Genomic DNA, 14,529 nt, shown 5'->3' on the forward strand with positions numbered 1-14,529 from the left:
GAGAAACTTGCGTATCGACAGTTGCTTTATCGGTCCCAGCAAGGGAATATTTGGTAAGCAGACAACAATGTAAACAGACAATAATGTCAACATCTAGAACGTGCATCACTACTCATGAAAAGTCATCACTAACGGAAAGCCATCACTCATGGAAAGCTATTTAGGCTCTGTTGCCACATTCGACAAACTCGCAAAGCAATACCAAGACAAGTATATGGATTTTGACTTCTATCTCGATACCTACGATAGATTTTGCCAATTGCTGACACAGCACGATGCGCGGGTATTGGAAATTGGATGTGGTCCGGGCAATGTCAGCCGGTACTTATTAAAACAACAACCAGCGCTTCAGCTTCTCGGTATCGATTTTGCACCGAACATGATCGAATTAGCTCAGCAAAATAACCCACAGGCCCAGTATTCAGTGCATAACTGTTTGCAGATAGATGAGCTGGGTACATTCGATGCCGTGTTCAGTGGCTTTTGTACGCCTTACTTATCAACATCGGAAGTGGCACAGCTAATACAACAAGTAACCCAAGTACTAACCCGCGGTGGGCTGTTGTATCTCAGCACTATAGAAGACACACCAGAGCGTTCCGGTATACAAACATCCAGTGCCGGCGATCAAGTATTTATTTACTACCATCAATATCCAGTACTGGAAAAGCTGCTTATCGACAGTGGCTTTGACATTATCGAAATTGAACGCAAAGCGTTCGCGGCGAATACCGCGCAAGCGACCACGGATTTATTTATCTACGCCCACTTGCGCTAACAAGGTCAATTAAAAAGGCCATGTACATCATGGCCTTTTATCTCTTGAACTACTTTCCTGCAATGACAGTTTTGATGCTGTTTAGCATGGCACGATCTGTTCGTGCTTTTTTAAGCTTTTTAACACTCTCTTTTAAAGAAGCGTCAGACAAACGAGTAAAAATACCGTTGTATTCATTTTCATCAATCGCTTCATCGCTATCGGCTAACTCAGCGATATCTTGTGCGACTCGAGATAATTGTAACCACGCATTGGCGATATAAAAGCCATGAAAATCAGCTTGCGGAAGCAGCTTTTGTGCGCTGTTTGGCAACGCAGTCCAAGTGGTTTCAAACTTTTGCTCTTTATCTTCAAGCAACTCATTACACAGGTTAGCGTAGGCCTCGAGCAAACTCTCCGGCACTTTATCCATAGGGATAACACTATTACATACATTTAGCGCCACTTGCTCGGCTTGGGTACGATAACTGTCTTGATTCATAATTCTCTTCTATTGTCTTACTGCTAAAATTTGCCGCTAATGTACAAGCCATACTGACCGTTTCCAGCAATAGGGGTGATAGTCATGCCTTTATAGGGCTCGGTAAAATACAACCCAGATAACACACCAATTGCGGCTCCAACCAGTACATCCTCTACGTGGTGTTTGTCGCTCGCTACACGAGTATAACCCACGTAAGCGGCGCCTACATAGGCGGGGATCGCCCACTCCCAACCGTAGCGTTGCTGAACAAAGGTCGCTGCTGCAAAACTATCCGCCGTATGCCCAGATGGAAATGAGTCATCGCCAGAGCCATCAGGACGCTCCTTATCAACACTATATTTTAAGCCTTCAACGACAAGTCGCGACACCACGCCAGTTTTAATTAACTGCCAGCTACCCTCAAAGTCATCTTCTACATATAGGCTCGCGCCAAAGCTGGCAGCAGGAATAAGCAAATGCAAAATATCGCCTGACTTTTCCAAATTTGATCCAGCAGTCGCCGGTATTGATATGATTAAAAGCAGACCTGTCAGCCACCGTTTCATTGCGCTTCTCTCTATCGCTAGTCCTTTAAAAGCAGCCTTTATACGCGCACACCAATCAAAATGCAAAGCTGACAACAATCAAGACAGCGATGTATACAGCTGCTTAGTTTGTATTATAATGTTAAAGATATGCAAATATACTCCGATATTTCAGCCAAATATGATAAAAATAAACTATGCTGTTGATACGCTTTACGGATGGATTCTACGCATTACTTTGCCAAATTAAGGACATGATTACCTTGAAGCTACTTGCCCACAGCTATGGTCAGTTTGCTAGCGGCGTGCTACTCGCTTGTAGTCTTTTTGTGCTGCCTGTAAAAACCTTGGCTTCAGAGTTAAGCATTGATGCTACCTTTGAATTACTTGAAAGTGGCAAACCGCTCAACCAAGAGAGTATCGATAAACACCTTGGCTACCTTAAATCGAATATCGATATTCACACCCCGCTTAACTATCGACGATTGCAGCGCACACTATGTTGGGCACATGATCTCACCGACCCTAGCTCACTGCGCGACGGCATAAAATTTGTCGAACTACAGCTTTCATCCGAGATAATCACAAAATCAGCCGAAACAGTGATTGACCTAAAACTCTGTCGTGCATGGCTAAATGAAGGCTTGAATAATATTGATGAGGCTTTAGCTGGCTACAACGACGTCATACTAGCGGCCTATAAAGCAGAATTACCGCGACTCATTGCCGACGCCAGAAGCTTAAGAGGCAGGATGTACTCTTTCCAAGGTAATTTTGGCCAAGCGTTAGAAGATTTGATTACCTCACAAGATCTCTATGATTCATTAAACCTTAAGTATTGGAGCTTGTATAACCTCTCAGATATTGCCACCAGCTATAGACGATTTGGCGATCCGCAAACGGCCCTTAAGCATTATGAAAAACTAGAACAAAAATACATTGCTATGGGTGAACTCGATGATGCTATTTTGATGACCACTGAAATGGCCATAGCATTAGAAGAGATTAATGAGTACCCAAAAGCTAAAGCCAACTACATGAAGGCCTTTAATTATTGGGAAGATAAGCAAGATGATCTACGTAAAAGCCTGGTTGCAGTTAACCTTGCCGGCACATTAATCAAACTCGGCGAAATCAACGTCGCCCAACAACTATTGACTCAAGCTGAGCCCCATGTGAAAGCCGAACTCGGGCCTTTCTATAGTTATTTAAATTTATTCAACGCTGAAATAGCACTTATCAATACTAAGCCACAACAAGCATTAGAGTTTTTAGCTAAGGCCCAGAATACGTTTGAGACGATTAAGAATCAACGCGGCTTACTGCACCTATTCAAAGTCAAAACTGAAGTATACAAAGCGCTCAATCAGCCTATTGAAGCGCTTGCAGCACTGGAGCAATATCTAAAAGTCCACAACGAATTAGACGCTAAACGTCAAACCAACCTCACGACAGAGATGCGTACCCGCTTTAATACCGAACGCATTGAGGATGAAAACCAACATTTGCTGCAATTACAAAAAATTAAAGAACATGAACTACAAATCTACGAGCAGAACCGACTGCTACAACGTGCCGTAATAGTAATGGGTTTTATGTTGATGCTTGTCGTCAGTTTCTTCGCTTATAAGCAAACCAAACGCTCCAAAAAGATGTCGACTTTAGCGATGACAGATCACTTAACTCAGTTACCCAATCGCCGCCATACCTATAAACAAGGTGAAGCTCTGTTCAAACAGCTACCCGATAGCGGCCAGCAGCTGTCACTGATTCTGTTTGATGTAGATAATTTTAAGAAAATTAATGACCAATATGGCCACGATATTGGTGACAAGGCGCTCATTGGTATTGCTAATATTAGTGTGGCCTTGATGCGAGAACATGACTTGGTGGGCCGTGTCGGCGGTGAAGAGTTCCTGGTGCTATTGCCTAATACTAATGCTCAACAAGCCCTATTAGTTGCTCGTCGTTTAATACAAGCTATTGCTAAAACCGCAATTACTGACATTAGTGATGACTTTTTCTTAACCGCCAGTGCGGGTGTGGCAACACAGCACAATGATGCCGACTTTAGTGCGTTACTGCAGAAAGCCGATAGCGCGCTGTATCAAGCAAAGTCCAATGGTAGAAACTGTGCCGTGTTAAGTCCTAGCGAAGACAAGTAACCGCTTACTGACGCCATATAATCTCAGCTTGCTGTGGCGGGCTTAAGTTATGGAACCATTGTTGATATAGCTCATCAAACTGACCAGACTGCTGTACAGCCAAAAGTGCTTGATACCAAGCCTCAATCACTTGTTTGTCAGTCCCTCTAGAAAAAGCGAAATAAAGTTCAATCTGGCTAAGTTTGAGTACAGGCTTGATTTGACTAATATCACTGCCAATCTCTTTAAGCAGCATCTCCACAGCTACATCAGCTTGGGACCAAAATCTGACTCTTTTGCGCACCAGTTGCCGAGCAGATTGATGGGGGAAACTTGCTACCAACAATTCTAGTCCATCTACTTTTTCTAAAATACCTTCACCAATAGAATCTCGGTAAACACCTACTGTGTCGGTTGCAGGGATATCTTCTACACTATTAAGCATGATTGGATCATCAGCACTCGTATAAAGATAGATATTTGTTGTCGCCACAGGACCAACAAAATCAAACATCTGCAGACGCTCATCATTAATTGAAGTCGCAAACAACATCACATCTGAAGAAGATTGGGCAATTGCATATCCTCTTGCCCACGGCAAAATCTCTATATTCTGGCTAGGCGGCAAGGTAAACTCTGTTTTTAACAAGTTAACCAGTTCAATCATATAACCATGGGGTAATCCGTCTTGTTCGTAACTCATCGGCGCCCACTCTTCCGTCAATAGCCTCAAGGAAGCCGCCGTCGCAACAGAGTGCCCAGCAATAATCAAACTAACGATAATAAAAAGGCCAAGCCTCATCAAATAAGTCATCCTTTTCCATAGCGAGTGAATAGCCATCAGTGAACAGCCTTAAACAAGCTTACTATATCCAAATCAAAAATAGCATCAGCATGTTGTATTCAACACTAGATAGGTATAAACAGACGTTGCGCCTCTATTATTTAGGATAAGTCACTACTTGAGCGGGCGCTCAACCACTATAAACACTGAATATCACCACCATTACAACTTTAGTACTACAAGAAGGTTGAGGGACCGCAATCAGCGACACTGCCCATTTAAACTGCCAGCTCAAAGAACTTTTAAAAAATTAAAATTAAAACAATTAAATACAATAACTTATACAATCAATGGTTTTTGGGGTTTTAATTGGCTTTAGAAAAATACATTTCAAATTGCCAGAAAGTAGTAGGAAAGTATTATTGAACGAAAGTTTTATAGACTTTGAGCCTAGATCGATTAATACCTACGAATGACGTTGAATCTGCGTTAACACTTCATACTTCCCGTCAATAAATTGACATTGGCGCACAGTCTGTATCTTTAAAAAGAAAACGATTTTGGCATAGCGAAGTAGGCAAAATTGTTTCTATTGGGACCGAAGTACAGGATTAGCTTTATTGCCAATATCTAAATCATCATGCTCACAGGGATATAGACATCAATGAAACATTCAAATATCGCATTACTCGTTTCCGCAGCCATTTTGGCATCTAGCTCGGCTTCTGCTGCCAGCGACACCAATAATGCCAATGTAACGCAAAACGGCAATACTAACGTTGCAGTCGTCAACCAAGTTGACGAAAGCGAGAACAACACAGCTTTCGTCAATCAACAGGGCAATGGCAATGATAGCCAAATCGACCAAGCTACTGGCGATCAAAACCTTGCTAACGTACAACAACTCGCAAATAACAACACCGCAAGCGTATCACAGCAGAACGCTACGTCGGCAATAGGCACTGTCACTCAATTGGGTAACGGTGATTTAGCGACAATTATCAATGATAATGCCGACGCGGCTCTTGCCAATGTCGTGCAAACAATCGGCCAAAATAACAATGCACGAATCGAGCAAATAGACTCTGACTCAGCAAGCGCTACGTCAGTGCAAAATGGTGCAGGAAACGAAAGTACGATATATCAAAATACCGATGCAACTGGTGCCGATACCACGTTTGCATTAGCTAGCCAAACTGGTGCTAGCAACATGGCTGATATTCAGCAATATGCAGCCGAAAACAACGCAACATCAACCCAAATTGGCAATAATAACCAAAGCACAATTTTTCAAACAGGTGATGACGCCATTGGTCAAAACACTGCATCTGCGATGCAAGTTGGGAATGGTAACATCTCTACCGTCGAACAATTCCTAGCCAACAATGCGATAGTCAATCAGACTGGCAACAACAACGAAGCTGAAGTTTACCAAGGTGACAACAACGAAGCCTTTGTTAACCAAATCAATGGTAATGGAAATGTCGCTATCGTTGACCAAGCAGATGAAAGTAACGACGAAGATAACAGCGCAACGGTAAACCAGTTAAATGGTAACGGTAACTTCGCTGAAGTTGTCCAAGAAGACTATAACAACGCCGTAGTTAGCCAAACTAATGGTAATAACAACACTGTTTATGTCGACTCTGACGACGACAACGTTACAACCGTAAACCAAACCGCGGGCAACGGAAACTATGCGGATGTTGACCAAGATGATGACAACCAAGTCAATATTAATCAAATTGCTGGTAATAACAACGAAGTTTGGCTTGAGCAAGATGATGACAACATGGTTATTGTAAGCCAAAGTAGCGGCAACGGTAACTACGCAGACGTTCTGCAAGATGACGATAACCAAGTCACCATCAGCCAGAACTTTGGTAACAACAACGAAGCATTTGTTGAACAAAACGATGAAAACACGGTATTTATCTCTCAAGCATTTGGCAATGGCAACTACGCTGATGTCACTCAAGAAGATGAAAACCAAGCAACCATCATCCAAGAGTCAGGCAATAACAATGAAGCGTTTGTTGACCAAAATGATGACAATAGCGCGATTGTCTACCAAGCGTCTGGTAGCGGCAATTATGCTGATGTAAGCCAAGACGAAGACAACACTGCAAATGTCACTCAAACCACTGGTAATAGTAATATTGCTTGGGTTGATCAAAATGAAGACAACACCGCCAATGTGACTCAAACTGCTGGTAACAGTAACTACGCTGATATCACCCAAAATCGTAATAACACGGCCACTACGACTCAAACTGGTGGCAATGGTAACAGCACCATAGTCGACCAAACAGGTCGCTTCAACGCTGCAACAACGACACAAAGTGATGCATCTAACGGTAACTCGACAGTGACTCAAAACGGTCGCCTGAATACTGCAACTGTTGCACAGCTACAGGGTAATGGTAACCAGTCTACCGTAACTCAAAATGGTGGTGGTTTTATTGGTGGACTTAATGCTGCAACCGTCACTCAAATGGCCGGCAACAACAACCAGTCAACGATTTCTCAAGATTCTAGTTTTATTGGTGGGTTCAACCAAGCGACTATAGTGCAAGCAAATGGTAATAATAACCAATCAACTGTTTCTCAAACGTCGGCTAACCAAGCTAATGTTAACCAGCAAGGTAATAGCAATAACTCAACCGTTACTCAAGACTACCAGCAAGTCGCAAGTGTTAACCAAAATGGTAACGGCAACACCACCACGATTGACCAAATCACTAGTAATGGTTTTGAAACAGCTAACAATGCTGAAGTTTTCCAAAATGGTAACAATGATACTGCCACCATTAATCAAAATGGTTTAACTAATGACGTTTTCGTACTACAAGATGCGTCAAGTGTCGGTAATAGCTTAACTATCTCTCAAACAGGTGATGGTAACTATACTGGTGCAGGTTCTATGAACGGTGCAGGTAGCCAAATGTTTGTGACTCAAACAGGTACAGGTAACCGTGTTTCAGCAGCAGACAGTGGCCGTGACGTAGGCGCAACTGTTAATGGTAGTGGTAACACTTTGACAATTGTTCAAACCGGTACTAATAACCGTGCTTCTGCCAATGCGGCGCATAATGGTTCAATAGTCGATATCGCTCAAGACGGTGAGTTACATACTGCTGATGTTAATTCAACTTGGGGCTCAGAAAACGAAATCTATGTTGACCAAATGGGCTATGGCAACATGGCTGATGTAACCGTAACTGGTGGTGCAACCAACTATGCCTCTATCACGCAAACTGATATGGCTAACAATGCCACAGTAATGCAAATGGGCTCTGGTAACTCAGTAACCATCAACCAAGGTACACCGCAATAAACAGCGGCTAAAAACCTAAATAAAAAGGAAGCCTAATGGCTTCCTTTTTTTTGCCATAAAAAAAGCCCCCATCCATGCTGACATCCCACAGTGTTATCAACTTGCGAGTGATAGAACCCGCTTTAGCTTATTTGTTATTTAGGTCGCCATCGTCACTAACTGCACACCGTGAATACAACCTCATCTTGATACGTATAGAGCCACTTTCAAGTTGCCGCTGTACTTAGCCCGTAGATAGCGACTACTGCAACGAGCAAGGTTAGTCATATCGAAACCTTGATACAATGAGCTACGCCGCTGAGATAAATTAGCAGGGTCGTTAGTAGAAATTGCAACAGAGTAGACTAGCATTGACCGTCAACAACTAAGGCATCACTTGCCGTTGTTCGACAGCGCTAAAAAAAGCCACGCTGCCCAATAGCACCGTGACTTGTTTTCAGAATAAATAACTCACTAAGCGAGTATCGATTAAGTGCGTTAAACCGTTAGATAGTGAACTTCTTGATCTCAACTTCCAAGTTGCGCGTAAGCGACTGCACTTGATCGCTAGCTTCATGGGCATTTTGCGAAACAGTTGCCGTATTGGCTGCCGTTTCCGAGATATTTACAATTCGCTTAGCAGAGTCTTCGCCTGCAGCTAACTGCTCAGTAGCGGCCTCTGCAATTTGATGGCTCATCGAGGAGATCGCCGACAAAGACTGTGCGATATTTTTTAACTCTTGCGCCACGTGCTGTGATTTAGTCACCGTCTGCTCACTGGTATCGATACTTTCATTTACTGAGGCTTTAGCATCTCGAGTGGCACTTTGTAGTTTAGAGATCATTTGATGGATCTCACCGGTACTGCTTTGGGTCCGCTGCGCCAATTGACGCACTTCATCCGCCACTACCGCAAAGCCACGACCTTGTTCACCGGCTCGGGCGGCCTCAATTGCAGCGTTAAGTGCTAATAGGTTAGTTTGCTCGGCAATCCCTTGAATAACCGACAGTACATTAGCAATGTTATTTACTTCATCATCAAGGATTTGAATATTAGCGCCGGCGTCCTCAATTTGACTCTCCAGCAGTGCAATGGTTTTTGAAGACTCTTCAGTTAATAAGTAAGCGCTTTGCCCCTGCTGCTCAGCTTCTTGTACTGACTCCGCTGCCTGCCGGGCATGATCGGCTACCGTAGTTGATGAAGCCGTAAGCTCAGTAATCGCTGAGGCAACGATTTGGGTTTCCTCGTTCATACTGCGGGTTAAGTTTTCCAGCTCTGTGGCGCGAGCCTCGGCATCTTTAGTTTGTGAATTAAGCGTGTCTGCAACACCTTTAATCCCCACCACTACGCCTTGTAGCCCTTGCTGCATGTAATTCATCGCGCCCAGTACACTTTTATCGTCGGCAGACTGGAAATCAGGGTTTTGTTTTAAATTACCGCGAGATACTTGAGTGACAATACGGTGCACATCATCAATTTCCGCACCCAGAGCATTGCGCATTTTCAGGCCAAAACGCGCTAAAGCAAAAGACAGACCCACTGCAATAATCACCGATAACGTCAGCAGCCAACTGGCCACCGACCAATAACGAGCGTCGGCCTCCGCATAGCTGATACCGGTACCTACATACCAACCCCAGCGTGGGGTCTTTTGCACTACAGAGGTGAGATCGACCACAGTGCCATCTCGCTCTGAATCCCAATGATAAGTGATAATTTGTGAAGTCGTATTACCCACAAGCCGCTCGACCATTTGACCAATACTGTTACCACTGGCATCTTTGAAATCATTAAAGCTGGTGCCGTGAAGCTGCGGATCATGGGGAGTGGCGACAAAGTTTAGCTGCTTATCAACCACATAAACATATTCAGAATCGTGGTACTTGTTTTCGCGCAGCATTTTACTGGCGTAAGCTTGGGCTTTTTCATCAGTGAGTTCACCCGACGCTGCCAACAACTCGAACTCTTCAACAATATTGACGGTGCTTTTCATCAGCTGGTTAATGCGAGCAATGTTGTCATTCTCACTCGCTTGAGACAAAGCCTGTAATCCTAAAAAGGCGATCATCAGAAAAGATAAAAACAGTACACCAACAAATGCAATAATTTTGAGCCTGAGCGTCATATACCTTTGCCTACAGATTAAAATGTCATCTAAATATAATAGAGCTTCCAGATCTTAAATCTACATTTTGGCAACAATATCTATGCTGAAAATTGTATCAACGCCATTTACTTGCTTTTGCAAAATATTATGTCGAGCAACCCTGATTCTTATTATAAAAAACAACACTTAACCCAAACACACAGAATTATTCACCAGAAAAATGTTAACAACTTGCGCGTAAACAGTCGCCAATTTTGCATTAAAAAACGAAAACTGTGTTCGACATTGATACAAAACTTGCACCTAACACACAGTTCAAGACGAAACTATCCATTTCTGATATGATCCTCGCGATACTCAATTTTCGATAAAATCCGATGGCCGAATCGCTAAAACCCCTCACCTCTATAGATGCAGCAAGCCTGCAACAGCTTGCTCGACAGTTAAAACTATGGGGTCAAGAGCTAGGGTTCGCGCAGGTCGGCATTAGTGATATTGATTTGTCTGTTGAGGAACCTAAGCTTCAAGCTTGGCTAGACCAAGGTTACCACGGTGAAATGAGCTACATGGCCAACCATGGTATGATGCGGGCGCGCCCCCACGAGCTACATCCTGGCACCCAAAGGGTCATTTGTGTGCGCATGGATTATTTACCGCCCAATGCCATGTTTGCTACCCACCTTCGCGATCCTAATTTAGCCTATATTTCCCGTTACGCTGGCGGGCGTGATTACCATAAAATGATGCGTAACCGCCTTAAAAAACTGGGCCAGCGCATCGACCAAGAGCTGACAGAGTTAGGCTATAACAAAAGCCACTCTCGCCCTTTTGTTGACTCGGCACCGATATTAGAACGACCACTAGCGGAAAAGGCGGGCCTGGGCTGGACCGGCAAACATTCACTCATTCTAAACCAACAGGCGGGCAGCTGGTTCTTCCTTGGTGAGTTACTCATTGATCTACCGCTACCGGTTGATATTCCGGTGGCAGAGCAGTGCAATACTTGTGTTGCCTGTATTAAGTCTTGCCCAACCGACGCGATCGTCGCTCCTTACACCGTAGATGCTAGACGCTGCATTTCATACTTAACAATTGAGCTTCAGGGCGCAATTCCAGTTGAGTTTCGTGAGTTAATGGGTAACCGCATCTATGGCTGCGATGACTGCCAGTTAGTCTGCCCGGTAAATAGCCAAGCTCCCCTCACCCAAGAAAGCGACTTTCACACTCGCGACTCATTGTCTAAGGCCGATTTAGTCAGCCTTTTTCAGTGGGATGAGGCTAAGTTTCTATCGCTCACTGAAGGTAGTCCAATTCGACGTATTGGTCACAAACGTTGGCTTAGAAACATTGCCGTTGCATTGGGCAATGCACCGCAGTCTGAGCGTATTGTCAGCGCACTTGAGCAAAGAAAGTTGTCGGCAGAAGTCGACGACATGGTGATTGAACATATCGACTGGGCATTGGCGCGTCAGCAACTTAGCTTAAGCAGTAGTCGCAAAACTGCCCGCGTGATCCGCGCGGTAGAAAAAGGCTTATCAAGAGACGCCTAATTTCAACAATGACTATCACTATGGCGTCACATTCCATTAGTATTGTCTAATTACGGACATTGCATGGCCGTATCTGTGATGGTATAGTCCCGAAAAATCGCTTCGTATAATCCCAATAATATGGTTTGGGAGTTTCTACCAAGAGCCTTAAATTCTTGATTATGAAGTCTGTAACTTTATACCCTGCCAGATATGGTCTATCTATTAATGGTGCGCAATCGTTTCGACTTTTCGCAGTATTAACTGATCACTATTATGGCGCTAATAGATAAAGGTAGAGACTCATGAACTATTTAAGCTTACCCAAGATCGATCTTCATTGTCACCTCGATGGCAGCGTACGCCCACAAACCATTATTGATCTTGCAGCAGCCCAAAATGTGTCATTACCCAGCCAAGATATCAACGAAATCAATACGCTGATGATTGCGCCGGAAACCTGTCCTAATTTAGAAGAATACCTAATGCGCTTTGATTTACCGCTATCGGTAATGCAAACCGCAGACGCCATTGAACGTATCTCGTTCGAGTTGTTTGAAGACGCAGCACTGGAAAATGTAAAGTATTTTGAAGTTCGCTTTGGCCCGCAGCTCCACCAACAACAAGGGCTTAGCTTTACCGATATCATCGCCGCCGCGGTGAAAGGCATGCAACGCGCTGAAGCCCAATATGATATCAAGGGCAACTACATTTTATCGATTCTACGAACTTTCCCGAAAGACAATATCTATGATGTTATTGATGCCGGTGCGGCTTTCCTCAATAACGGTGTTGCAGCATTCGATCTTGCTGGCGCAGAGTTACCGGGCTTTTGTGAAGCGTTTATTCCCTATGCTGACTACGCCAAGCTAAAAGGCTACAACATTACCATCCATGCCGGGGAGCAAGGTGTCGGGCAAAATGTCTACGATGCCATTACCATGTTACATGCCCAGCGAGTGGGTCACGGTATCCATATTACCGGTCATCAGGCTGCCTATGAGCAAGTCGAGCAGCATAACGTTGGTTTAGAAACCTGCCCAAGCAGTAATATTCAAACCAAAGCAGTAGCGCAACTGAGCGAGCACCCTTTTAAGGCGTTTTTCGACGACAACCTGCCTACCACTATCAATACAGACAACCGGACGGTGTCCAATACCACCATGACTGATGAAGTGCGCAAGGTCATGCAAACGTTTAATCTAACAGTAGAAGATTACTACAAAATTTACCGCACCAGTGTCGAGCAAGCTTTTGCTTCACCTGCGGTTAAACAGCAATTACTCAACCACATCAAGTAATTGATTAATAGTAAAAAGCCAACAATTATTGTTGGCTTTTTACTATTTAGTCTTACTCGTGCGCTTCTAAAGTAAAGCCTACTTTTATAGTCACCTGCCAATGAGCAACCACACCAGCCTCAATATGACCGCGAGTTTCTACCACTTCAAACCAGCGTAAGTGCTTTAACGACTGCCCCGCAGTATCGATAGCATTTTTAATCGCATCGTCCGAACTCAATGGCGATGACCCTACCAACTCTATCTTCTTGTAAGTATGACTCATTGGGTGCTCCAAAGGCGCTGTAATAGGAGTCTTGAGTATAGTAACAAATCCAAGTTTCGCTGTTTTAGCCATCATCGAACTTAGCTATAGATCTAAAGTGCCATTGTTTCACGGGCTTTTTTTCAGCAAGTTCGACACAACACCTAGTAAAAAAGCGAACCTGCACTATGCCATTACAGCTCAATTGTCCCTGCACTCTTTCATTTAGCCGCCTTCTGCGACGGCTGATGTTAAGCCTCCCAATGTTACTTACTATCGCCAGCAGTGCGCATAGCCAACCATTGCAAGACTTTGGCGACAATCCGGGCCAACTGACGGCACACTTGATAAAAGCTGACCGCGGCGCAGCGCCTTTGGTGCTGGTGTTACATGGCTGCGAACAAGATGCTCTCACATTCGCTAAACACAGTGGCTTTGAAACCCTCGCCGCTGTTAAGCGTTTTAACTTACTGCTGCCGCAACAAGCTAAAAGTAACAATATCAAGCGCTGCTTTAACTGGTTCTCCGCACAGGATACCGACAAAGACAGCGGCGAAATGCTATCGCTAAAAAACATGCTACTGCACGCGCAGCAACAAACACAAAGCCAAGCAACCTATATTGTCGGGCTTTCTGCCGGTGGAGCTATGGCCAGTGCCATGCTAGCCCATTACCCAGAAATGTTTAGCTCAGGTGCCATTGTTGGCGGCCTAGCCTACCCTTGTGCCGACTCGCTCACCAAAGCTATTTCATGCATGCGCACCGGCCCTGCTGTATCCGCCGAGCAACTGGCAAAGCAAATAAATCCTCAGCCTGCCACCTCCGCCAACTGGCCCAGTTTGTCGGTATGGAGCGGTAGCCAAGATAAAATAGTCAACCCCATCAATGCGCAGGTAATTGCGCAGCAATGGGCGCAGTTAAAGCAGCTTCAACAGCCGTTAGAAGAAACATCAACATCAGGTTATCAAACCCAAACTTGGTACCAGGATAACCAGGCAGTTTTGCAGTTGGTCACCATAGAAAAATTGGGCCACGGTTTTCCCATTGATGCCAGCAAACAGGGCGGTGGTACGGCAGCGGCATTCTTACTTCCAAGCCCTATTAGTGCCGCAATTGCGATTACAGAATTTTGGCAAATTTAGCCTAAAACTGACTGCTACCAGCGTAGTAGCAAACATAAAAAAACACCATATAGACACTTAAAAACAACAACTTAATAACATATGCTACTATAGTACCGATTAATTTAATTAACCATTGCTATAGAGTCATTGCTAACTAAGACCAAGTAGTACCTAACCAATTACAAGTACTAAA

The 14,529-nt window shown here is 44.2% G+C and carries 11 protein-coding genes and 1 riboswitch; of the genes, 6 read left to right on the top strand and 5 right to left on the bottom strand.

Going from position 1 to position 14,529, the window contains the following annotated elements; translation table 11 throughout:
* Positions 1-148: 148 nt before the first annotated feature.
* Positions 149-778 (top strand): trans-aconitate 2-methyltransferase, encoded by a 630-nt coding sequence (locus tag FLM48_RS16230; RefSeq protein ID WP_179025336.1) that lies wholly within the window; start codon positions 149-151, stop codon positions 776-778.
* A gap of 49 nt (positions 779-827) precedes the next feature.
* Here FLM48_RS16230 and FLM48_RS16235 read toward each other — a convergent pair whose 3' ends face one another.
* Both FLM48_RS16235 and FLM48_RS16240 read right to left on the bottom strand, forming a co-directional pair.
* Complete coding sequence (locus tag FLM48_RS16235; RefSeq protein ID WP_179025337.1) at positions 828-1,259, bottom strand: DUF3069 domain-containing protein; 432 nt, start codon at positions 1,257-1,259, stop codon at positions 828-830.
* Positions 1,260-1,282: 23 nt separating this feature from the next.
* Positions 1,283-1,807, bottom strand: coding sequence for a phosphatase PAP2 family protein (locus FLM48_RS16240; protein WP_179025338.1), 525 nt, complete (start codon positions 1,805-1,807; stop codon positions 1,283-1,285).
* Between the two features lie 233 nt (positions 1,808-2,040).
* Between FLM48_RS16240 and FLM48_RS16245 the strand changes: the two genes are divergently transcribed.
* A complete protein-coding gene (locus tag FLM48_RS16245; protein ID WP_372847051.1) occupies positions 2,041-3,951 on the top strand; it encodes a diguanylate cyclase in 1,911 nt (636 codons plus the stop codon).
* Positions 3,952-3,955: 4 nt separating this feature from the next.
* Here FLM48_RS16245 and FLM48_RS16250 read toward each other — a convergent pair whose 3' ends face one another.
* Positions 3,956-4,771, bottom strand: coding sequence for an ABC transporter substrate-binding protein (locus FLM48_RS16250; protein ID WP_306294388.1), 816 nt, complete (start codon positions 4,769-4,771; stop codon positions 3,956-3,958).
* Positions 4,772-5,378: 607 nt separating this feature from the next.
* On the opposite strand from FLM48_RS16250, the gene FLM48_RS16255 reads away from it, so the two are divergent.
* Positions 5,379-8,051, top strand: coding sequence for a hypothetical protein (locus tag FLM48_RS16255; protein WP_179025341.1), 2,673 nt, complete (start codon positions 5,379-5,381; stop codon positions 8,049-8,051).
* Positions 8,052-8,536: 485 nt separating this feature from the next.
* Here FLM48_RS16255 and FLM48_RS16260 read toward each other — a convergent pair whose 3' ends face one another.
* Positions 8,537-10,156, bottom strand: coding sequence for a methyl-accepting chemotaxis protein (locus FLM48_RS16260; RefSeq protein ID WP_179025342.1), 1,620 nt, complete (start codon positions 10,154-10,156; stop codon positions 8,537-8,539).
* A 359-nt stretch (positions 10,157-10,515) separates the two neighbouring features.
* On the opposite strand from FLM48_RS16260, the gene queG reads away from it, so the two are divergent.
* A complete protein-coding gene (gene queG, locus FLM48_RS16265; protein WP_179025343.1) occupies positions 10,516-11,688 on the top strand; it encodes a tRNA epoxyqueuosine(34) reductase QueG in 1,173 nt (390 codons plus the stop codon).
* An 82-nt stretch (positions 11,689-11,770) separates the two neighbouring features.
* Positions 11,771-11,870: riboswitch (purine riboswitch) on the top strand.
* A gap of 102 nt (positions 11,871-11,972) precedes the next feature.
* On the top strand, positions 11,973-12,968 hold the full coding sequence (add, locus tag FLM48_RS16270) for an adenosine deaminase (protein ID WP_179025344.1): 996 nt from the start codon (positions 11,973-11,975) through the stop codon (positions 12,966-12,968).
* A gap of 52 nt (positions 12,969-13,020) precedes the next feature.
* Here the strand turns inward: add and FLM48_RS16275 are convergent, their stop codons facing one another.
* A complete protein-coding gene (locus tag FLM48_RS16275; RefSeq protein ID WP_028774144.1) occupies positions 13,021-13,233 on the bottom strand; it encodes a dodecin in 213 nt (70 codons plus the stop codon).
* Positions 13,234-13,475: 242 nt separating this feature from the next.
* On the opposite strand from FLM48_RS16275, the gene FLM48_RS16280 reads away from it, so the two are divergent.
* Positions 13,476-14,354: a PHB depolymerase family esterase gene (locus FLM48_RS16280; RefSeq protein ID WP_218645307.1), complete on the top strand. Its 879-nt coding sequence runs from the start codon at positions 13,476-13,478 to the stop codon at positions 14,352-14,354.
* Positions 14,355-14,529: the final 175 nt, after the last annotated feature.

Origin of the sequence: Shewanella sp. Scap07, assembly GCF_013394145.1 — a bacterium.
Taxonomy (GTDB): domain Bacteria; phylum Pseudomonadota; class Gammaproteobacteria; order Enterobacterales; family Shewanellaceae; genus Shewanella; species Shewanella waksmanii.